22 protein-coding genes are annotated in these 19,882 nt (G+C 47.5%); 6 read left to right on the forward strand and 16 right to left on the reverse strand.

What is annotated here, in order from left to right:
- The first annotated feature begins 94 nt into the window (after positions 1-94).
- Positions 95-319: a hypothetical protein gene (locus AC4BAN_RS01185; RefSeq protein ID WP_490562530.1), complete on the forward strand. Its 225-nt coding sequence runs from the start codon at positions 95-97 to the stop codon at positions 317-319.
- Positions 320-433: 114 nt separating this feature from the next.
- Here the strand turns inward: AC4BAN_RS01185 and AC4BAN_RS01190 are convergent, their stop codons facing one another.
- Positions 434-1,111, reverse strand: a complete 678-nt coding sequence (locus AC4BAN_RS01190) for a porin family protein (protein WP_490562531.1) — start codon at positions 1,109-1,111, stop codon at positions 434-436.
- 242 nt (positions 1,112-1,353) lie between these two features.
- Here AC4BAN_RS01190 and AC4BAN_RS01195 point away from each other — a divergent pair, with 242 nt between their 5' ends.
- Both AC4BAN_RS01195 and AC4BAN_RS01200 read left to right on the forward strand, forming a co-directional pair.
- Complete coding sequence (locus AC4BAN_RS01195; protein WP_490562532.1) at positions 1,354-2,403, forward strand: nucleoid-associated protein; 1,050 nt, start codon at positions 1,354-1,356, stop codon at positions 2,401-2,403.
- A gap of 105 nt (positions 2,404-2,508) precedes the next feature.
- Positions 2,509-2,955, forward strand: coding sequence for a DUF4890 domain-containing protein (locus AC4BAN_RS01200; protein WP_490562533.1), 447 nt, complete (start codon positions 2,509-2,511; stop codon positions 2,953-2,955).
- A 56-nt stretch (positions 2,956-3,011) separates the two neighbouring features.
- Here the strand turns inward: AC4BAN_RS01200 and AC4BAN_RS01205 are convergent, their stop codons facing one another.
- A complete protein-coding gene (locus AC4BAN_RS01205) occupies positions 3,012-3,971 on the reverse strand; it encodes a sterol desaturase family protein (RefSeq protein ID WP_490562534.1) in 960 nt (319 codons plus the stop codon).
- Positions 3,972-4,168: 197 nt separating this feature from the next.
- Between AC4BAN_RS01205 and AC4BAN_RS01210 the strand changes: the two genes are divergently transcribed.
- The gene (locus AC4BAN_RS01210) at positions 4,169-4,366 is read left to right on the forward strand and encodes a hypothetical protein (RefSeq protein ID WP_490562535.1); all 198 of its coding nucleotides are present in this window, start codon (positions 4,169-4,171) and stop codon (positions 4,364-4,366) included.
- Between the two features lie 31 nt (positions 4,367-4,397).
- Here AC4BAN_RS01210 and AC4BAN_RS01215 read toward each other — a convergent pair whose 3' ends face one another.
- From AC4BAN_RS01215 to AC4BAN_RS01235, 5 genes are all read right to left on the reverse strand, one after another.
- Positions 4,398-4,958 (reverse strand): HD domain-containing protein, encoded by a 561-nt coding sequence (locus tag AC4BAN_RS01215; protein WP_490562536.1) that lies wholly within the window; start codon positions 4,956-4,958, stop codon positions 4,398-4,400.
- Between the two features lie 39 nt (positions 4,959-4,997).
- On the reverse strand, positions 4,998-5,855 hold the full coding sequence (locus AC4BAN_RS01220; RefSeq protein ID WP_490562537.1) for a potassium channel family protein: 858 nt from the start codon (positions 5,853-5,855) through the stop codon (positions 4,998-5,000).
- Between the two features lie 96 nt (positions 5,856-5,951).
- Entirely contained in the window at positions 5,952-6,428 is a 477-nt protein-coding gene (locus AC4BAN_RS01225; protein ID WP_490562538.1) for a hypothetical protein, read from the reverse strand.
- Between the two features lie 272 nt (positions 6,429-6,700).
- Entirely contained in the window at positions 6,701-7,456 is a 756-nt protein-coding gene (locus AC4BAN_RS01230; protein WP_490562539.1) for a TVP38/TMEM64 family protein, read from the reverse strand.
- Between the two features lie 20 nt (positions 7,457-7,476).
- Positions 7,477-8,277: a rhomboid family intramembrane serine protease gene (locus AC4BAN_RS01235; protein ID WP_490562540.1), complete on the reverse strand. Its 801-nt coding sequence runs from the start codon at positions 8,275-8,277 to the stop codon at positions 7,477-7,479.
- A 223-nt stretch (positions 8,278-8,500) separates the two neighbouring features.
- On the opposite strand from AC4BAN_RS01235, the gene AC4BAN_RS01240 reads away from it, so the two are divergent.
- Positions 8,501-10,309 (forward strand): glycoside hydrolase family 3 protein, encoded by a 1,809-nt coding sequence (locus tag AC4BAN_RS01240; protein ID WP_490562541.1) that lies wholly within the window; start codon positions 8,501-8,503, stop codon positions 10,307-10,309.
- Positions 10,310-10,412: 103 nt separating this feature from the next.
- The gene (locus AC4BAN_RS01245) at positions 10,413-11,093 is read left to right on the forward strand and encodes a hypothetical protein (RefSeq protein WP_490562542.1); all 681 of its coding nucleotides are present in this window, start codon (positions 10,413-10,415) and stop codon (positions 11,091-11,093) included.
- Positions 11,094-11,162: 69 nt separating this feature from the next.
- On the opposite strand, the gene AC4BAN_RS01250 is transcribed toward AC4BAN_RS01245, so the two are convergent.
- From AC4BAN_RS01250 to AC4BAN_RS01290, 9 genes are all read right to left on the reverse strand, one after another.
- Positions 11,163-11,678: an NUDIX domain-containing protein gene (locus tag AC4BAN_RS01250; RefSeq protein WP_490562543.1), complete on the reverse strand. Its 516-nt coding sequence runs from the start codon at positions 11,676-11,678 to the stop codon at positions 11,163-11,165.
- 57 nt (positions 11,679-11,735) lie between these two features.
- Positions 11,736-12,758, reverse strand: a complete 1,023-nt coding sequence (locus AC4BAN_RS01255; RefSeq protein WP_490562544.1) for an SDR family NAD(P)-dependent oxidoreductase — start codon at positions 12,756-12,758, stop codon at positions 11,736-11,738.
- Positions 12,759-12,844: 86 nt separating this feature from the next.
- Positions 12,845-13,597 (reverse strand): hypothetical protein, encoded by a 753-nt coding sequence (locus AC4BAN_RS01260; RefSeq protein WP_490562545.1) that lies wholly within the window; start codon positions 13,595-13,597, stop codon positions 12,845-12,847.
- Between the two features lie 316 nt (positions 13,598-13,913).
- Entirely contained in the window at positions 13,914-14,816 is a 903-nt protein-coding gene (locus AC4BAN_RS01265; RefSeq protein WP_490562546.1) for a M28 family peptidase, read from the reverse strand.
- Positions 14,817-14,877: 61 nt separating this feature from the next.
- Positions 14,878-15,087 carry a hypothetical protein gene (locus AC4BAN_RS01270; RefSeq protein ID WP_490562547.1) on the reverse strand — a complete coding sequence of 70 codons (210 nt, stop codon included), beginning with the start codon at positions 15,085-15,087 and terminating at the stop codon, positions 14,878-14,880.
- Between the two features lie 263 nt (positions 15,088-15,350).
- The gene (locus AC4BAN_RS01275) at positions 15,351-15,929 is read right to left on the reverse strand and encodes a hypothetical protein (protein ID WP_490562548.1); all 579 of its coding nucleotides are present in this window, start codon (positions 15,927-15,929) and stop codon (positions 15,351-15,353) included.
- A gap of 1 nt (position 15,930) precedes the next feature.
- Positions 15,931-16,644: a head GIN domain-containing protein gene (locus AC4BAN_RS01280; protein WP_490562549.1), complete on the reverse strand. Its 714-nt coding sequence runs from the start codon at positions 16,642-16,644 to the stop codon at positions 15,931-15,933.
- 95 nt (positions 16,645-16,739) lie between these two features.
- The gene (locus AC4BAN_RS01285) at positions 16,740-17,651 is read right to left on the reverse strand and encodes a M48 family metalloprotease (RefSeq protein WP_490562550.1); all 912 of its coding nucleotides are present in this window, start codon (positions 17,649-17,651) and stop codon (positions 16,740-16,742) included.
- 714 nt (positions 17,652-18,365) lie between these two features.
- Positions 18,366-19,796, reverse strand: coding sequence for a PQQ-dependent sugar dehydrogenase (locus AC4BAN_RS01290; RefSeq protein ID WP_490562551.1), 1,431 nt, complete (start codon positions 19,794-19,796; stop codon positions 18,366-18,368).
- Between the last annotated feature and the right edge of the window lie 86 nt (positions 19,797-19,882).

The raw sequence follows: 19,882 nt of genomic DNA on the forward strand, positions 1-19,882 counted from the left end.
GAACTGCGCCGTTCTGTTATATTTGTTTTTTGGCCATCAAACTGGCACTACTGTTGCAGCAGAAATGTTTAGCTGGAACATTAAATTATTGCCCATGAAATTTTCAAAGATTTACGACCCCCGCGAGATGAACTCTTACCAGTTTGTCGCCACAACCGGCCTGATCATGACCCTGGTGGCGCACCTCATCCTCATCCTACTGAACAAGACCATGGATAATTATGGGGCTTTGTATATTTGCTGGGTTGCTTTCTTCCTTATCGGCACTGTCGTGAATTTCAGCAGCAAGCCTGAAAAAGACCAGCATCACCATCATTAAGCTAGTTAATAACTAGGGCGAGACGATGCCCATGAAAAAGGCTGCAAACATGTTTGCAGCCTTTTTCATGGGCATCCGGGATCATGGCGTATGAGGGACAACCCCGATGCAAATTTAAAAGGTATACCCAACAGATGCTTTGAAAACACGGTTAAACGTTTCAAAATTGTTTTTAGCATCCACTGAGTTCAGGCCGTAGTCATAACCGGCGCTTAGGTTAAAGCCGTTTACAAAGCGATAGCCTATGCCTCCAGAGACGGCAACATCCACTTCACGGAATCCGCCTTTCATATCCCATTCGCGGTTTAAGGCATTAAAACCGAAAGCACCTGCCTCAACCTGTATTTTATTTGAAACGAGGTAAGATACCTGCGGCCCTCCGAAGATGTGGAACCCCTCTCCTATGTATACTTTAGCGAGAATGGGCATATCAATATAGTCGGCTTTGTTCGTTACCGTAACGCCTGCGTTCAGAAACTCAGCACGCTCCATGGGTATTTTACCTGTTAGCCTCATGCCCTTCTGCGAATATTGCAGGCCAGGCTCAATCTCAAACCCTGGTGCAACCGGGATAGAAAGGTAGCCCCCCACATGAAAACCCTCCCGCATTTTCCTGGTAACCGATCCATTCGTGAACTCAATCAGGTCCTGTGCACTGTTTACCGTTTCTCCTTGCCACTCAGCCAGGTTTGCACCGGCTCTAACACCAAATCGTATCGGTTGTTGTTGCGCGTTTACCTTGGTGGCAACCAAACCCACCACCAGAGCGATAAGTAAAAATATCCTTTTCATGATCGTATTCTTTTATGGTTCTTTCTATATTTAAAAGCCGCGCAGCTCCTGAAGCCTAATTCGAAAAACCGTGCCAAAAGAAAAGTTCCTTCCTTTTAATTTCTTTGCAAAAAACACATCTAATTGATTGATAGCATTTTAAAATTTAAGGTAGTTAAACTCACTTGATTTAAGTTTTATAGCATCTCTCCTTGGCCACATCAAATTACTTACCTTTGTAGCCTTAGCACCAGATGATGAACATGAACGAGAGAACACAAGTACGCCTCAGGCAATTGGCCATACACAGGGTGGGAAACAAAGCAAAAGAAGAAGGAGTGGTTGTCTCGAAAAGAACCGTAGACCTGCACGATGAGCAGTTATCCGACCATTTGCTGAACTACTTTTTATCCCCGTTCAAACAGGAGGAGTTTTTCAGGTTTACCCATACTTCAGATATTGCCCTTAATGAGCTTTTTGCTTATTCGGCTTTAATCTTTACCGAACCTGCCAAATTCTTTGAGTACTCAGTTCACATCCTCCATCACTTATATGAGCAGTCAGACCACCCGAAAGTAAAAAGCGGGGAGCTGTACGTGGTACATTTTGCCGGCTGCCTGCTGGAAAATGAGACTGTGGATGCCATCGGGATCTTCAAATCTGAGAACAAGGATACCTTTCTGACTTTTCAGGAAGATAATGATGACCTGAGTGTAGATTATCATTCCGGGGTAAACCTGAAAGGTGTCGACAAAGGCTGCATGATCTTTAACACAGAGGCCGAAGATGGTTTCCGGGTTAAACTGGTGGACGCCAACAGTACCGATGCCGTTTTCTGGAAAGAGGATTTTCTGCACGTAACTGAGCTTAAGGATACCAACTACAACACCAAGACCGCCTTAAATTTATGTAAGGATTTCTCGGAGGAGGTGTTTGCGAAAACGGACAGCAGGAAAGCCCAGGTGGAGTTTATGAGTCGCTCAGTGGACTATTTCTCAAAAAGCGACACCTTCGACCTGGAAGAGTTTACCAGCAGCGTGCTTGATGAACCGGAAACCAAAGAGCAATTCAAACATTACAGCCGTACGTTTGCAGAAGAACGGGATATTGAAGGATTCGCAGATTTCGCCATTAATAAAACCACGGTTAAAAATATGAAGCGTAAATTCCGGAATTTTATAAAGCTTGATACCCAGATCGAGATAAAGTTCAGTGGCTATAAACCCGAGCAAAGTGAGCAATACGTTGAGCGGGGCTACGATCAGGAGCGTGGCATGCACTTTTACAAAGTATTTTTTTACAACGAAAGCTAGCCTTACCCAGAAACTATACTTTTTTCACTTTTGTTAAAAACACCCACCCCGGCATGCTTTCAGGAACGATTCTTGCCTTGCATGCTTAAATTTAAGTTCATTAAGATGAAGAAACTACTCATAGCCGCCCTTTTTGCCTTTACGGGTGCTGGTGCAAGCGCCCAGGTTACTCCAGCCAAGAAGCTACCTGCCACCCAGGCTCCTGAAAATAAGGCACTGGAAGAAAAAGCAAACGAGATTACCGCCAGCATGGCTAACCACCTTCGGCTTACGCCCGAGCAGGCGCAAAAACTTAAAGCCGTTAACCTGCGAAGCATTCTAAATGCCGAAGAAGCCAAAGCAAAGTATAAAACAGATCCGCGGGAGATCGTCAGGCAAATGGACGTTATAAGCCAGACGCGTTTGTCACAGATCAAGGATATCCTGACGCCCGCCCAGTTTCAGCAATACCAACAGCGCCGTGAAGAGAAAATGGGAGTGCCCAAGGAAGCCCAAAGCCACCCCTCCTCCACCCAGCAACCTACCCGATATCAGCAGGAGCAGAGTTATTAACTGAAAAAGCACGGCCACATGACCGTGCTTTTTCAGTTAATAACTCTGCTTAAACCTCAGGTTACGCCTACTACATTCGCAGATTGGGCAAGCCGTGCGTCCTCTTGCCCGGCGCTTACAGGCTTAGGCACTGGCTGTAGTTCCTGCCGCCGCTGGTACGCCGTCACCAAAGTGCCCGGCGGTTTAAACAGAATCTGAAAAAACTCTTTAGCTGACTTAGTATGCTTCAGGTCTTTCCATATAGCAACCCACTCATGAAAAACAAGATACACGGGGTTAAATGAATGCAGGGGTTTGGTAAGGCCATACACCGGCCGTTCTTCCTCTTTTTGAAAGGTGCCGAACAACCTGTCCCATACGATAAAGGTTGAGCCGTAATTTTTGTCGATATACTGTGGATTAGAGCCGTGATGCACTCTGTGGTGCGAAGGCGTGACCAGGATATACTCGATGGGACCGGGCAGTTTTTTGACCAGCTCCGTGTGTACGAAAAATTGATAGAGTACCGCCACCTGGTGGCAAATGAAGAAAGTAAAAGGATCTAAGCCGATAAAGGGCACAGGCAGGAAGAAAACGAATTTGATGTGCTGCGTCCAGCTGGTTCTGAACGACACGGAGAAATTCATCTTTAAGGAAGAGTGATGGGTAACATGCGTTGCCCACCAGAAACGCTGCTCATGAGAAACCCGGTGCGCCCAGTAACGGCAGAAATCCACGGCGATAAAGCAAAGGACAAAACCCCACCATACCCGGGGCACTGACCAGGGCACAACATTGTAAATAACCATTGCCACCGCAAAAAGCCATACTTTAATAAGCCCGCTTAGCACCGTATTGACTCCCCCGATAAAAAGGGCTGCCATAAAGTCTTTTTTATGATAATAAGCACGTTTATGATACAGGCCCACCAACCACTCCACTACCACTAAAACAATGATAACCGGAATGGCATATTGAATAATGGTCAGGTCATTGAGTCCCTTCAACTGCTCCAGCGTGATTTGCTCTTTGCCCATATGCTATTTAGTTCGCTTCGGTATAGCCATTTCAACGGGTGTTTCGGTAAAGAGTTAGCAATTATTCCGGCATCACGGATGCGACAGATTTCAGTCTAAGTATAAACACGTATCCAGCATACAAAACCCTGTAATTTTAACGTCAGCCTCTATTTCTGAGCCGTAAGTTTTATATCTTTGAGACAAAACAGAAAGGTATGCGCATCAAGAAAAAAGTGAAAGTTACCTTGCCCGCCAGGGGGCAAAGGTTTAAGGTGCTGGGGCTTTTTGTGAAGGCCGCAGAAGAAGCGGACTGGACGGAACAGGAAATTCAATTTGTGATTGATGAGGTAGTGGAAGCTGAAAACGACCAGGAGGCTTTTGACATCTTAAAGGATTACAGCACGGCATCCTAGGCTGTAACTGGAGCACTCCATTACTTTAGGCTTAGCTTGAACTGGCCATCGGTTCTAGATTCAGTTCACGGGCATGCTTTTGCAACACTTCTATGATAAAGGCGACGTGCTCTGTGAGATCTACATTAAAAAGCGCTGCCCCTTTGTGTACTTCCTCCCGGTCAACGGAAGCGGCAAAGCTTTTCTGGCCTAGTTTCTTCAGTACCGATTTTGGCTCCAGGCCCTCCAGTCGTTGGGGCCTTACCTGCGCGCAGGCTACAATAAAACCGGTCAGCTCATCGCAGGCAAGCAGTGCCTTGTCCAGTAGCGTGTCGTAACTGACGCCCCATTTGGTATAATGGGCAGATATGGCGTGGGCAATCTCATTTTGACCTTTCTCCCTTAGCAGCTGTACAATCACTTGGGGGTGCTGCGTGGGGTGGGCTTCATAATCGGCATCGTGCAGGAGTCCTGCTACCCCCCATTTTTCAGCATCTTCTCCCAGTTTAGCGGCATAGGCTTCCATCACTAGCTCCACTGTACGGGCGTGCCGCAACAGGCTCTCACCAATTGTCATGCTTCGTAGAATTTCCGTTGCCTCTTCACGTGTCATAAGTCGCAGTTGTTTATTTGTTTTGATTTCTAAAAGCCGTTAAGGCTTCGCATTCTGACCAGCTTCTCCGTTAGCTGGACTAACTCTGGAATTGGCACGCTGGTGCAGCACAGCCCTCAGTTCCGTCTTCAGTTCCAGTATCTCCAGGTGCAGGGCTTTAATCTGCTTAGCACCCACTACTTCCGCATCATCTGAGCTGGCGTCTCTATCAATAAAAAAGGTGGCCAGCGTGGCTGTGAAATAGCCAAAAACCGCAAATCCATACAAAGCCAGCAGCAAACACAAAACCCTACCCTCGGGCGTAACCGGAAAATAGTCGCTCCCGATAGAAGTGAGTAGCATCAGTGTCCACCACAGTGCATCTCCGTAGCTTGTAATGCCATACGCTCCTTCAAAAGCATACATGCCTGCTGCCCCCGCCACAGACACCACCAGGGTAAGGGCTAACACATACCCGAAGGCCCGGCGCTGCATGGCTTTGCCCAGACTGCGCATGCCGCGGTTAATGGACCCCACTACTTTCAGAAGCCGGAGTCCTCTGGCCGCCCTTACGGTGCCTACCAGTCTGAAAACACGCGTGATCCGGAAAAGGCGCAACGCGGGCACAGCCAGGGAAATAGAGGTAAGCACATTTTTTTTAAGAAACGGCCACTTTTGGGGAGCTAATACAAACTTTAGAATAAAATCAAGTATAAAAATGATCCAGATGATGGTGCTAAACCCCTCCAGCACAGGCCCAAGCCCCCAAATGAGCTCTACCACCAGCAGCACAAGCCAGATAAAGCCTAAGATGATCAAAGGAATCTCCAGTGTGTTCTGTAACCGGCCGAGCAGTTCGTAACGCGCTCTGTCCAGTTGCCGCTTTGCTGCCTTCTTCCGTAAATTTTTGTTACCCATACTTACTCCCTGTCCACAGGGCGTTTTCCCTGTTTCCTTTTGAGGTTAGGTTACGGCAGTGGCAACAGTTCGTTTAAAATAAAGGGTACGTGAGTGCTAGTCTAATTTGGCGATCTGAACGTTTTTCCAGAATCCCATGATGTGGTCCTGCTTGCCGACCAGTAGGTCAATTCGGTTGTGTATGCGTCTGTTCATCACATCACGCACAATGTAGAGGCCATCCAGGTCATCGGAAATGCCGGTTACCCACAGGGAGTCGCCAAAATTAACTTCGCCTCCCCAACGGCTATGCAAGTCACGGGATACAGCGATCCAACGGTGTTTGCCAGGGTTTCTTTTGCTAATGCGGGATCCGTCTGCCGTGATGTAGGGGGTTGAATCAGTCTGGTTCGGCTCTGGGTGGTATATAGAGGCCGACACGGTCAGCGTTTTTGTTGATGGGGGTAACGTAAGGTATGTTGTATCATTCTCTTCCGGGGGCCATTCAAGCTTTTTTTCTTCGATCTTCGGGGCGGGGGAATCAGCCTTTAATAAGGAAAATTCCTCGGCCATAGCCACGACAATTGAGAGCATAGCAGTGAGTAACTTTATCCTAAACATAAGCGGTCCATTTCGTGAAACATCGATTTTGTAACAATAACACGCTTAAACGGCAGTCTTCAGGATAGGTTTAGAAATATAGGAAATGGCTTTAAATAAGAGGGATTAAACTAGAAATCGGCTACACTATAAATTTAACAATATTTAATTAAATTTATAGTGTATATTATTAGGTTAATCGTAAAATTGTGCAAAAAAAACACTTTGTCAACGTTGATTAAATATGTTAAAAGTAAGGGCTTACCTTACTTACTTTTGACATACTTCTCATAAATGATGTACCCAATGAAAGCGGCAAGGCTGACTGCTGAAACCCAGATCAAGCCCGTCTTTAGCCTTTCACTGTCCTCGCCAAGCCAGGCCAGCAAAATGGTAAGGGGCACTATGCCCGCCAGTGTGGCGGCTAAGAAACGTACATAGCTCATTTTAGCCAGGCCCGCTACAAAACTGATCGCATCATTAGATAGAAAGGGAGAGATTCTGGCTATTATGATGGCCCACAGGCCGTATTTTTCTACAAACGCTGAAATCTTGCGCTCTGATTTATTACCGATCAGTTTCGTGACACCGGCCTGACCTATGCCACGGCCAAGCAGGTAACCAACCGTAGATGCAACTACCACCGCCCCAATGGCGATCAAAGAGCCCCAGAAAGGGCCGTACGCGATAATTGCTACCAGCATAAGTGCTACCACATTGATCACAAGCAGGAACATTTGTGCGATCATGGCCAAAACTATGAAGAAGGGCCCCCATATACCAAACTGGCTAACCCACACTGAAATGCGCTGCTTATCGCCGCTGGTCAGCACATTCCAACTGTTGTCTATTTCTTTCTGAAAGGACGGTAAGACAAAATAAGAGGCTACCAACGCCACAATGAGAATGGCTGTAATAACCAGCGGCCATTTGCTTTGCTTTACATCCTTTTCCTCCTCTAAGGTGTCGTCGTAGCTGTGTTTTCTTTCCTGCTCCTTATCGGGCTTATTCCAGTTTTGCATCATCAAAGCGATTAGGTGTATTATTTAGTAGACGAAACAGGCGCCTGCTTAGTTAGTGGATCAGAAGCAAGTTGTGGTGCAGCATAGGGGTAAGTGTAGCTATTTGGCTTGTTTGCAGGCTGCTGTAACTGGTAACCGACATGAAAATGATGATAGTGCTGCCCCCAGGTATTACTCATGTGCAATTGCACCACCGAAGGGGCAAGATAAGTCGGCTCTTTAGGTTTCTTTTGGCTGCCTCCATAAACCAGCACGGCCACCAGGCCAGCCACAAAACCTGCCACGTGGCCCTCCCAAGAAATTCGCTCTTCGGTGGGCAGCAAGCCATAAAATAAACCGCTGTACAGGAAAAGTATGGCAAACGAAACCGCCATGGAGGCTCGGTTGCGGCGTAAAAAACCATTAAATAGCAGGAACCCGGCCAAGCCATACACCAAACCACTTGCCCCAATATGATAAGCAGGCCTGCCTATAAACCAGGTAAGCACGCCGCTTAATACATACACCAATATTATTACCCTTAAAGCAACTTTCCGGTGCAGAAACAATATGAACCCTGAAAGCAGCACCAGGGGAAAAGAATTGGATAATAAATGCAGCAGGTCGCCATGCACTAAGGGTCCTGTGATCACCCCGATCAAACCATAAAAGCGGCGCGGTTGCACTCCCAGCCATACCAGGTTGGCATCGGTCAGGTAACTCAGCAGGCTGATCAGCCATAACAAAGCCACAAACAGCAATCCGGGCAAAAAACTATAAGCAAAATGGTCATTCTCTTCCAGCCTTGGCTGTGTAGTGTTTCCTGAGGACAGATCTGGCATAAAAAGCGGAACCTAAGTGTGCTGCATTCTCTTAAAAGTATACAAAATGCACATAAGCAGCTAAAAAAAATATCCTCTTCCGGCAAATGCCGTACGATAGGCATTGCGCTGCGAAAGGCTATACTAGAATTCAAACTTCCGGGTCTGGAAGTGCTTACCGATATATTTACTGCTACGTATTACAAATACCATGTATTCCTCCACACTTCATCAGCTCTTGCAATTGAGCAGAATAGCAGGCCTCTGGTTGGTTTTGTTTATGCTCCTTTCCTGTGAAGGTGCCGATACAAAACACCAGGCGTATGCGGATAATAAACGCACCTTTTACCCGGTGGAGCGTGTGCCCTATGTGAAACCGGCCTCCCTGCTTACCGCCCTTGAGGAGAGCCCAAGCTTTTGGGTAGACTCGGTGTTCAACCGTTTGACACCGGAAGAGCGCATCGCTCAGTTAATCATGATAGAAGCCTTTTCGGATCAGGGCACCGCTTACGAGGCGGATGTGATGCGGCTGGTTAAGCACTATAAAGTAGGAGGGATCATTTTCTTTCAGGGTGGCCCGATCAGGCAGGCCAGGCTAACCAACTCCTATCAGGCGGCCTCTAAGGTGCCGTTGCTCATCGCGATGGATGCAGAGACCGGGATCGGCATGCGCCTCGACAGCACTGTGCAATATCCGTTTCAACAGATGCTCGGCGCAGTGGCTGATAACGGCCTGATCTATACGATGGGGAACGAGGTGGCCACGGAGTTTAAGCGGATGGGCATGCACGTAAATTTTGCGCCTGTAGCCGATATTAACAATAACCCCGATAACCCTATCATCAGTTACCGGTCTTTTGGGGAAGACCGGAGGGATGTTACCGGCAAGAGCCTGGCTTATATGCGCGGCATGCAGGAGAACGGGATACTGGCCGTTGCCAAGCATTTCCCCGGCCACGGCGACACCAACGTAGACTCTCACCTGGATCTGCCGCTTATTCCGTTCAGTCGCGCACGGCTAGACTCTGTTGAGCTGTACCCCTTTCGGGAACTTATCAAGCATGGGGTAGGCGGGGTAATGGTGGCGCACATGCAAATCCCCCAGCTTGACTCTACCCGAAACCTACCCTCCACCCTTTCAAAACCCATCGTTTCCGGACTGTTAAAGGAGGAGCTTGGGTTCAAAGGGCTGATTTTTACGGATGCCATGGTGATGAAGGGCGTTGTGAAATACTTTAAGCCCGGCGATGCGGAAGCCAAAGCGCTAATGGCCGGAAACGATGTGTTGGAACGGGTGAAAAGCGTACCCAAAGCAATAGCAGGAGTTAAACTGGCTATTGCCCGCGGCGAGATTACACAGGCAGAGATCGATAAGCGATGCAAAAGGGTATTGATAGCGAAACAGTGGTTAGGGCTGGATAACTATAAGCCTATTTTACTGCATAACCTGTACCAGGACCTTAACAGCCCTGCGGCAGACAGCACAAACCGTGCGTTGGCTGAAGCGGCCATTACCTTACTGGTTAATAAAAAAGGAGCCGTTCCATTGCGCAAGCGGCGCCATTCCTCCATCGCAACCGTATCGTTTGGGGCCAAAAGTCCAACTGTATACCAACGCTTGATTCATGAGCAGGTAAAAACAACTGATTTTGTGATTTCTAGAAAAGCTAATGAGAAAGAAACTCGCAAGCTCTGGAAAAAACTTAATAAATACGACATAGTGTTGGTTGCCTTATATGGCCCCAGCATCAGGCCCAGTAACAACCTTGGTTATTCTGAGGATGCCCAAAAACTAGTAACCAAGCTGGCCGGGTCTGATAAAGCGCTGATCACCCTCTTCGACAATGCCTACACCCTAAATCAGTTTCCGGGCATTGAGAAAAGCCGCGCGTTGATGCTGGCATATCAGCCGCATTTCCATGCACAAGAGGCCGCAGCGAAATTGCTGTTTGGTCAGATTCCCGCGCGGGGCAAGTTACCTGTTACGGTTAACAGGCAATTTGCCTATGGTGATGGTATCAGTAAGGACAAATCGCTCCTGGCAGGCCCATAAAGTATCCAGATACATTTGTTTCCGTAATAAGAGCAGGAGCATAAGTATGCTGCCAGGAATCATAATTATGAAGAACCCAGATTTACTCAAAAGATACGCCATAATGCTCGTTTTAGTGGGCAGCTTAGTAAGTTGTGAGAACCGCCGTGACGTTGTAGACAGCAAGGAAATAACAGCAGACGCACGACCAGACAGAGATACTGCCTTGGTGGTAGAAACAGGTAAAACAGCGGAAGCGCAACTAGAAGAATTCAGGGGCTGGCTTAATGAACAAACAGCCAAAGGCGACACAGCTATCAAGAAGGAATGGCCGCAGGTACAGGAAAAGTTGCGCCGCCGCAACGCTGAGCTGGAACAGAACTTTGATAGCCTCTCCGAAAAGTCTAAGCAGGAATACCGCCGCCTGCAGGAACGCTACGCCCGTTGGGAGAACCGGCAGGAAAGACGGCAGCAGCAACCACTTGATCAGAGCAAGCTAAGCAAGTGGCAGACCCAACTGTTACGCGAGTACAGTGATGTCAGCCTGATCGAGGCGAATACCATTCGGGAAGCCTACCTCACCTTTATGGGTGTGGTGCGAGCCAAACGCCGCAACTGGACCCAGGATGACTGGGACTATGTAGACTATGTGTACGGGGAACTTAACCAGCGGCGCCGTCAACTGGAAAACAGGCTCACCACAGGCGACAACCTTAAAATCAGGGCATTGCAAGCCGAGTACCTGGCCCTGGAAGGGAGTGCCGACACGCAAAGTGCCGTACGTGACATGCGAAACGTAAATTGACCTATAAACGCTCCGAGTCCTGCTTATCCAGCAGGCCTTGGAGTGCTGTAACAGCATGCATTGAAGATGTTATCTCCGTTGCAGTTTAACCCACTGTTGCGCAATGATCGTTTTTGCATCCTGCGTCTGTAACTCCACAAACGCCGCTGCTGAAAGCCGGATAATTTCAATGTGCTCGTGCTCATGGGCGTTCCCTCCCCCATCCTGATGCTGATGAGACACCTCTGCGTAATACAGCATGACACGCTCGGTAGTGCCTCCCGGTGACGAATAAAAAGTGTGCAGATGTTGTAGCGTGTCAACCAGGTACCCTGTTTCCTCCTCGATCTCACGCTTTATACTTTGGTCCGGCTGTTCTCCATGGTCCACCATACCGGCAACAACTTCCACTAACTGTGATTCGGAGCCAATCCTAAACTGTTTCGCCAGAATATACTGTTGCTGAACCGTATCATATACCAGCGCAGCCACAGCATCTCCTCTGTCGAACTGTTCACGGGTAAAAGTCTTGCCTTCCTGCTCTACAGTTAACTTAAATATTTTGAAGTAGCCATCGTAGGCTTTTTCTCTTTTTTTAATTTTCATGGGGGTTTCTACGCGGTGTTTTACTTTGCCGCAACTAAAGTATAAAGTACTGGAAAATTACATTTCATTATTTCGGATGGCTGCGCGCTGCGTCCGCTCCGTCAGGCTGGACTCCGACAAGCGCGACTCACTCTCGTAGCCCATTGCTCGTTCTTTCCCTATTCCTCCCTCGCCGGGTAGAAGTTTATTAACCATCCCGAAGATCCCTGTCATCAGCCCGGGAGACAGGTCATGTAGAATGGCCCCTAGCCTTGCGGGAATAGTAGTCGTTACTTCTGCATCTCCATGGCGCAGGGCATCTATAATTTTAGCGGCCGTGTCTTCCGCACTCATCGACGTAAACGGGTTGGAGTCGATGATTTTGAAAAGTGCGTATTCTGCTTTGTTATGCCCTTTTACAATAGCGTGCCGTGGGCTTCCGGTCCTTATCAGACCTGGGGTTGCCGTTGTTACCGTGATATGATACTTGGCCAATTCAGCCCGCAACCCTTCCGATAAACCAACCAACGCGAATTTACTGGCACTGTAAGGCACCAGGTGCGGAACGCTTATTTTCCCTCCAATGGAGGCAATGTTCAGTATCCGGCCTTCTTCTTTCGCCTTCATGGCGGGCAACACGGCCAGTATTGTATACAAGGGCGCCCAGAAATGAGTGTTGATCGCCTCTTCATACTCGCGTATGTTCATCTCCGTTACGGGGCCAGCATGGATAATGCCTGCGTTGTTTATCAGTACATCAATTGGCCCGTATTCATTTTGCACATTGGTGATCATGTCATCTACCTGTTGCCGGTCCGTTACATCGCACTTGAGCACCAATACGCTCGCCCCTTTCCCTGCCAGTTCGATGCGCGCATTTTCAAGTTCGGTCTCATCGCGCGAGCAAAGCACCAACCTGGCCCCTTCGGCCGCCAACTGCCGGGCCATAACAAGGCCAAGCCCCCTGGAGCCGCCCGTGATCAGCACTACTTTACCTGAAAAATTATAGGTATTTAGTTTGCGGACAATCATTCTGACCGTTAGCAGGGCGCCTGCTCCAGCGGCAAGCCACCACAGTTTATTTTTATCGTTCCTTTCCATGTCTGTTAGCGTATAGAGTAAGTTCTTGTCGGTTTAACTCTACGGCAGCCAACAGAGGTAGTTAATAAAAAGAGGGAACAGGATAGTTAATATTTACGGGAGAAAATCTTATTCTTAAGGACAGGGGTGTAGATAACCTTCACCAAGGCCACAGCATAATGGTCTGTGCCCGTTCCTTCCACTTTTAAATTATCGAGGTAGTCAGAAAATGTGATGCTGTACATCAGTTCTGGCGCCAAGCTTACCTCATCTGAGAAACGGAAACGAATGCCTCCCCCAATAGGCAGCACGGCGGCAATGCCCGGGTATTTTCGCGCCGGGTCATAGGTTACCTGCGAGTCATTCAGGTTGCCATCGCCCGGGAAGGAGGTCGGGGTATAATAGATAAAGCCGGCACCTCCCCGCACATAGGGAACAATAAATCTTTTCCGGGATGAGCGGTAATTACCTGAACCTGCATAACTGTCCAGTAAATTATAGACCACGGTGCCGGTTACTTCGATCACCTCAGACTGAAAGGTAATGTTCAGGGGCCGGTTAGGGTCTTTCTCTGTAGCACCCAGGCGTAAATAACCCAGATTGGCACCAAAAGCCAGGTAGGGTGATAACTTATAGAGTGCGCCTACACTTACTGCGGGGCCGAAATTATTGCACTCTGGCAGGCCACAAATGTCACTCCGCACAGCTGCCATGCCTGCTCCTGCCACGATCACGATACCCCGTTCAGCTGTTTTGCTCCTGCCCACTTTTTCCAGGAAACCGGATTGCGCCTGCCCCTCTGCAGGAACAAGCAGGATAACTGATAATAGTATAATGAAACAGTAAAAAGCCCTGTTCATACAGTAAAAAAAGGTTTTAGTTGAAATAACGGATGCAAGTGATACCCTTTCTACTTAACTATACTTTAAGCTAAATATTGCAGAAAGAACGCACAAGGCTAATCACCTGTAAATTGCACTGATGCAACGTATGCGTATTTACGACTGCGCCTTCAAAAGGATTGGTAATAACCTATATTTAAGTTAAGATATTATTATGGGTAGAAGAGGCGTTGCTTCCTTATCTGCACATAAGTATTGTTTCTACTCCATACCTGATTTGAAACATATGGCAGTCTGCAAAACAGTGACTAGTGCCTTTGAAGTGTTAATTTTACTATAGCTGCGATAGATTAGCATCTGCCAGTTTAATAAAATCAATAGCCAGTTCTGTTGCATTGGCAAAAAAAGCAGGATTGATGTTTGCGAACTCGTCGGTAGGTTTATGGTAATGCGGGTGGTCTTCCACTCCGAAATACACATAAGGGATATGCCTTTTATGGAACTGGTAATGATCTGATTGCGAGGTCCAGTCGTCATGACCTTGCTCCGGCCTGTCGTGGCCCAAAACCAGTTTGGCAGCAGGCCGGGCGGCTACCTGTTCCAAAAGGGGTTTTAATTTAGGGTAATGATGCGCGCCACTGGCGTAAAGCTCTCCTTTAGCATTGATACTCAGCATATCCATGTTTATGTTGAGGGCTAGCTGCCCCATGGGAACGGGTGGGTTCTTCAAGAATGCATCAGCACCCTGTAAACCTTGCTCCTCGCCATCGAGTGCCACAAAAATTAAAGTATGCGCAGGAGGATTGGCTTTGAAATAACTTGCAGCGGCCAGTAAAGCGCCTACGCCCGAGGCATTGTCATCGGCCCCGTTGTATACTTCCCCGTTGCGTTGCCCAACATGGTCGTAATGCGCGGTGATTACAATGGCCCTGGCCGATTTTCCGGGAATGTATGCAACCATATTGGTTGCCTGCTCTACCAGGAGATTTTTATTTTCAAGCCTGAAGTGCTGTTCAAATTCTCCCTTGTAAGCCTGTAAGCCAATTGCCTTAAAACGCTTAAGAATATACTCCTGCGCCATTTTGTTGCCTTTGCTACCGCTTAGCCTGCCTCCCATCGAGTCAGCGGACAATGTCCTTATGTCTTCCAGGAGTTGGGTATTTTCAGGTGTTGGTGTTTGGGCAAAGCCACCTAGAGGCAAGACCAGCAGGCAGGCAATGGAAAGCAATTTCTTCATACTCAGTTTATAAATAAAGGCAGTTCAGGCAAACACCACAGAGCGAATCCAACCCTTACCCCTAAGGCTTTGTGATCCAGCTTTTCTGCCGTACGCGTTCCTTTTTCGGGGCGGTTTTTAGACTTTTTACAGGGTGGCGCTCCATTTGTTGCGCAAAACTGTTTTTGTACTCAAATACATCTCCAACGGGTACCCAGCCATTGCGCATATATGTCTGAACAGTGTTTGCTAAAACAAGCAGTTCCGGGCTGTATATCATGTCAAATTCCATATGCTTTGTCCTTGTTACTAATTGTACATCTGTTTATTTGTATACAATTATACAAGGAGCATGCCACTACGGCCAAGATGGTAAAAAGTTATTAATTTTTCTTCATTTATCCTGACCTCTTTGCTGATATGGAAATTTAGATATTTCAATTATACTTTTGATGCCGGATAAAAAAATTGCATGCATTTTATAAAACGCATCGTAACTGGCGCCCTGCATCATCTCAGTCAGATAGTACGCTTAAAATAAAAGAGACCGTCATTCTACTTTTTGATATTGATAAAAGCGGGTAACTCTAAAGGCCCGAGGGAGGTAAGGATGGTTGGTTTTATCTGAAGGGTAATTTGCTGCTTTCTATCTTTTTGCTGCATCACAGCAACGAGCTTTAGCAGGTTGTTCAGGTTTCTATTCCCCTTCTCTCCTTCAAAAGCCAGCGGAGAACTCACCGTGATCAGGTTTAGGCCGTCCTTTAACTCCACAGTTTCGTTAATGATGCCGCTGAGCGTTTTCTCATCGTCCAGCAGCAACTGCCATTTCATTTGGGTCACGGTCATGCTCCTGTCCTCATTTCCGTCACCCAAGGCTACCTGCAGGCCTAAGCTGGAAGTAGCGTTCAGATCATTTGCCGAAAACGCTGAAAAAAGAACAGCCGCATCGCTAAATGAAAAATCTTCAACCCTTTTCTTGTGCAACAGGTCTACCCCGTTCACCTTCACCTGATCTACGCTTGCCAAGCGGTACTCTGCGTTTTTAAAAGCCTCAAAGTCATCCTTCGTTTTACAGGCAAAGCCCGCAAGCGCCATGAGGAGGATGAGTATAAAATTATGCGATTTTTTGGTCATGCTATTCTTTAATTAATTTACCAGAACCTGAAACATCTACCTCCGTGCTTGGGGTTCCTTTGTAATGCACGCGTCCGCTGCCACTGATGTTCACTGCTAAGTTATCAGAGGCCCTTACCTGTGCCCTGCCCGATCCGGACACTTTAACTTTGGTCACATTGGTGCGCAAGTCAAAGGCATGGTGATTCCCGGAACCAGAAATGCGAACATCCTGCTCGGTGGCATTCCCCGCCAATTCAACAGAACCTGAACCACTAATGCTGGAGGTAACCTTGTCGGCTTCTATCGTTCCTTTTATATCGCCAGACCCGGAAATGCCTGCGGTGAATGTATTGGTATTAAAGGTGTCTTCCAGTTCGATGTAACCTGAACCATTAACTTCGGCCAGGCGGAGCGCAGGGAGCGTCAGGTAAATTTCAACGGTCTTATGATCGCGTAAACAGCGGTCGAAACCAATTTCCCAAACACCACCTGAAACACGGGTGTCCAATGCATCCAGAACATTGGGCTGGCCTTTCACCTCAATGTGCTGACGGGCACCTTTCTCTATAAAAACACGTGTATTCCCCCTCACCCGAATGCCATCGAACGCATGCAGATCCAGGGTTCGCGCTTCTACTTCTCCTTCTCCTTTTAAACATAATCCACCCTCATCGCAGGCGCTCAGAAATAGTAGGAAAAGCACAAACAGCGGCCATTTTATATGTCTTACCATCTAATTGCTAAGTTGTCACTATTTAACTTAGGCAATATATAAAAAGCGTAGTAGAGGCCTACTATACAACGATGCAAAAATTATGTGAATTTAAATTAAACCAGATACCCTACCCGCTGACCTTTCTTATTGACAAGCTCGCCGCGCTCCGAAACAAAAATGGGCTGCAGGTAATCACTTTGAAAATAATATGGAAATGTCGGGTCGTTGGTTTTCACCAGTTTACCGATCACTTTCACAACGCCATCCGTCACATGCACCAGGTGCAGCTTATTGGTCAGGTAAAACTCCTCGTCAGGCGCATTAGAGAAATGCACGCGTGTGAGCACAAACCGGCCATCAGCGGGGGCTTGCTCTGTTTTATCCTGGTACTGGCTATGCGACTGTCGTTTAGCGGGTTGCGCACGGGCAATGGCACGCTGATCTGGGAGAGGGGCACTTGCACTGGCGACCAATTGCTCGTTCGCACTTCGCCACCCTTTGCTGATCGCATCCAGGCGATAGTTCTTGCCTGGATGCGTTGAGGTGGTGCGCTCTTCCGATAAAAGATTAATCGCTGCCTGCGCATCCGCCAGGCTCGCCCCCATTTTGCGCAGCACAAAGCCAGAAAACTCATCGGCTTCTAATTCATCGTAAGGGTTGCTCCCGTTCCTGGACAAGGTATGGCCGTTCAGGTGATGCCCTATCTCGTGCGCAATAATGCTAACCCCTCCCCAATCGGTATGTACTTTGCTGTTGATAGCGGCCAGAAAACGTTCGTTGTAAAGGATGTAGCGTTTGCCGTTGTACACAACTGCAGCTGCGTTGTCGATGTTGGCCGCCCTCAATTCGAAACGGGGTTTAAGTCCGATCACATTGATGATTTCCTGCACAATATCTCTGGTGCCCGTTACAGCAGCACTTCGTGTGGCACTATGGGTTGGGGCTGGGGATGCGCTTCCTTCTGTCCTGGCCCCCAGTGCCAGTAACAGGCCCAAAGCCAAGGTGGTTTTTTTAAAATATAGCATAGCAGAAGTCCATTAGATACATAGCGATAAACTTAAAACGTGAAAGCTTTGCCGCTTCGTATGGATAGCAACTTCTTTGCCAGAAATGCTGTTGCCCGCCAATAAAAAAAGGACCCCATGCGTAACAGCAAAATTCCTTTTTTGGAGGTTCACTTAATTAAACTCTACACACTACATGCATGAGCCGGTAGGCTTTACTTCAGATTTTTCTTAAATATTTTCTAATCTTAGCCTGGCTTGATGGGAGGGGCTCTTCTCTGGTTTTACAGCTTTCCTAACAGGTTTACTTTCAGCATCCTGCATAAAAGGGGTAAATACCATACCTATAGCGAACAGTGCTATTATGAGCAACCTTAATTTCATAGTCAGCTTAAACATATGGCAAATATAATATTAAATTTACAAAAAGAGCAAGCTGTGTGTAAATTTTAAAAGTAATATTCCTATTATATAATTAAGTTACGATTAACCCACACCTAGCCCCTCCAAGGAGGGGAATCACGCTGCCATTATACTTTGATAAAAAGTAAATAAAAATTCTGGATCCATGTGCAGACTAATTCACAGGATAGCATCCTAATTTAATGCCGCCTTGCTATAGTATGATTTCAAAAACCAGTAACAATTCCCCTCCTTGGAGGGTCTGGGGGTGGGTGGGTAGCAACTTGAGTTATAAATATGCTTCTATACTTAGTTTGACCACAAAAAGAGCAACTACTGCAGGACCAGGCGCTTCCACATAATTTCATCCCCTGCTTTAATCCGAATATGATAGATTCCTTTGGCCAATGCCCCGGTTGCAAGTTCTACCTCCCTGGCAGAAGCTGCAAACTTTTTAGAAAATACATGTTGCCCTGAAGCCGTAAACAGCTCCAGCTCATACACCGAACCATTCTTGAAACGGCCTGGCTCTACCACAACCCGGACCTGGTCATTGGCTGGGTTGGGATAAATGGAAACGCCCGCCCCCAATTCTTCATTTGCCCCGGTTACCTCACTGCTGGCTAACTGGTATATTTTGCGACTGTTGCCATAATTTAAAACCAGCACCTCATGGTCCTTATCTTCGGCGAAGGCTGAAACAAGAAAGCCGGCATTAAGCAACAATGTATTTTCTTTAGCTGTCCCGTCCGGGTTTAAGGTAAGTGCCCATATATTGCCACTCACATAATCGCCATATATATACTTGCCTTGTAAATCCGGCAGTTTAGCGCCCCGGTATACAAATCCGCCGGTAACGGACCTGCCTGCCCCACTGGCATGTGTATAATCAAAGATCGGCAATAAAAGTCCTTCGGTGTTGCATCCGGACGAAGGATTATAGCAAGCCGTACCTTCCATGGTCCGCCATCCATAGTTGCCGCCATTCACGATCAAGTCAATTTCCTCACGGCTGTTTTGCCCCACATCGCCCGCAAACATTCTATCCGTAGCAATGTCAAAGCTGAACTTCCACACGTTTCGGAGCCCATAAGCAAAGATCTCCTCCCGAAAACCAGTTGTATTTCCAGCAAATGGATTGGAGGCCGGAATGCTATACTTGTTCCCCTCCGTGGTATTGCTTACATCTATCCGTAATATTTTACCCAACAAGCTGGCGCGGTTCTGGGCATTGTTCTGCGGGTCTCCCCCACTCCCCCCATCACCAGCCGAGATGTACAAAAACCCATCAGGACCAAAGGCTACCTTGCCTCCGTTATGGTTATCAAACGGTTGGCTATAGGAAAGCAAAACCAGTTCGGAAGCAGGGTCTGCAGCGCCAGAAGCGGTGGCGGTGAACCTGGAAATATTTGTCTTGAGTGGGTTACCGGTTGTGTAGTTCACGTAAAAAAACCCATTACTTTCAAAACCCGGATCAAAAGCTAACCCCAAGAGCCCACGCTCTCCACCGTCTACTACCTTACTTGAAATATCCAGAAACTGCGTAGCCTGTGCAACCATGGGATTATCAGTTGGGAGCCAGAAGATCTTCCCACGCTGCTCCACAACATACAAACGGCTCCCGTTCGGGCTGCTTACCGCTTCCAGTTGATTGTTGAATTGCACGTTGGGATAGGCCTCGCGCAACACATATTGCGCTTGTGCGTCAGGCGCTGAGCAGGCGGATAATAAGAGAACCAGCAGGAAGTATAGCTGAGGTTTCATAGCAGTAGGATTAGTAGTTAGCGTAACACCTACTATATACGCATAAAATGCACCTGCGGAATTTTCAGGCATTACAGCATTTCACC

It is taken from the genome of Pontibacter sp. GD13, assembly GCF_058216355.1.

Excerpts from the sequence above, each read along its gene's own strand:
- AC4BAN_RS01265 (WP_490562546.1), bottom strand. The coding sequence starts at position 14,816 with ATGAAGAAATTGCTTTCCATTGCCTGCCTGCTGGTCTTGCCTCTAGGT.
- AC4BAN_RS01280 (WP_490562549.1), bottom strand. The coding sequence starts at position 16,644 with ATGGTAAGACATATAAAATGGCCGCTGTTTGTGCTTTTCCTACTATTT.
- AC4BAN_RS01225 (WP_490562538.1), bottom strand. The coding sequence starts at position 6,428 with ATGCTCTCAATTGTCGTGGCTATGGCCGAGGAATTTTCCTTATTAAAG.
- AC4BAN_RS01290 (WP_490562551.1), bottom strand. The coding sequence starts at position 19,796 with ATGAAACCTCAGCTATACTTCCTGCTGGTTCTCTTATTATCCGCCTGC.
- AC4BAN_RS01215 (WP_490562536.1), bottom strand. The coding sequence starts at position 4,958 with ATGACACGTGAAGAGGCAACGGAAATTCTACGAAGCATGACAATTGGT.
- AC4BAN_RS01205 (WP_490562534.1), bottom strand. The coding sequence starts at position 3,971 with ATGGGCAAAGAGCAAATCACGCTGGAGCAGTTGAAGGGACTCAATGAC.
- AC4BAN_RS01275 (WP_490562548.1), bottom strand. The coding sequence starts at position 15,929 with ATGACCAAAAAATCGCATAATTTTATACTCATCCTCCTCATGGCGCTT.
- AC4BAN_RS01270 (WP_490562547.1), bottom strand. The coding sequence starts at position 15,087 with ATGGAATTTGACATGATATACAGCCCGGAACTGCTTGTTTTAGCAAAC.
- AC4BAN_RS01235 (WP_490562540.1), bottom strand. The coding sequence starts at position 8,277 with ATGCCAGATCTGTCCTCAGGAAACACTACACAGCCAAGGCTGGAAGAG.
- AC4BAN_RS01255 (WP_490562544.1), bottom strand. The coding sequence starts at position 12,758 with ATGGAAAGGAACGATAAAAATAAACTGTGGTGGCTTGCCGCTGGAGCA.
- AC4BAN_RS01245 (WP_490562542.1), top strand. The coding sequence starts at position 10,413 with ATGCTCGTTTTAGTGGGCAGCTTAGTAAGTTGTGAGAACCGCCGTGAC.
- AC4BAN_RS01195 (WP_490562532.1), top strand. The coding sequence starts at position 1,354 with ATGAACGAGAGAACACAAGTACGCCTCAGGCAATTGGCCATACACAGG.
- AC4BAN_RS01285 (WP_490562550.1), bottom strand. The coding sequence starts at position 17,651 with ATGCTATATTTTAAAAAAACCACCTTGGCTTTGGGCCTGTTACTGGCA.
- AC4BAN_RS01200 (WP_490562533.1), top strand. The coding sequence starts at position 2,509 with ATGAAGAAACTACTCATAGCCGCCCTTTTTGCCTTTACGGGTGCTGGT.
- AC4BAN_RS01260 (WP_490562545.1), bottom strand. The coding sequence starts at position 13,597 with ATGAACAGGGCTTTTTACTGTTTCATTATACTATTATCAGTTATCCTG.
- AC4BAN_RS01250 (WP_490562543.1), bottom strand. The coding sequence starts at position 11,678 with ATGAAAATTAAAAAAAGAGAAAAAGCCTACGATGGCTACTTCAAAATA.
- AC4BAN_RS01190 (WP_490562531.1), bottom strand. The coding sequence starts at position 1,111 with ATGAAAAGGATATTTTTACTTATCGCTCTGGTGGTGGGTTTGGTTGCC.
- AC4BAN_RS01230 (WP_490562539.1), bottom strand. The coding sequence starts at position 7,456 with ATGCAAAACTGGAATAAGCCCGATAAGGAGCAGGAAAGAAAACACAGC.
- AC4BAN_RS01220 (WP_490562537.1), bottom strand. The coding sequence starts at position 5,855 with ATGGGTAACAAAAATTTACGGAAGAAGGCAGCAAAGCGGCAACTGGAC.
- AC4BAN_RS01210 (WP_490562535.1), top strand. The coding sequence starts at position 4,169 with ATGCGCATCAAGAAAAAAGTGAAAGTTACCTTGCCCGCCAGGGGGCAA.
- AC4BAN_RS01185 (WP_490562530.1), top strand. The coding sequence starts at position 95 with ATGAAATTTTCAAAGATTTACGACCCCCGCGAGATGAACTCTTACCAG.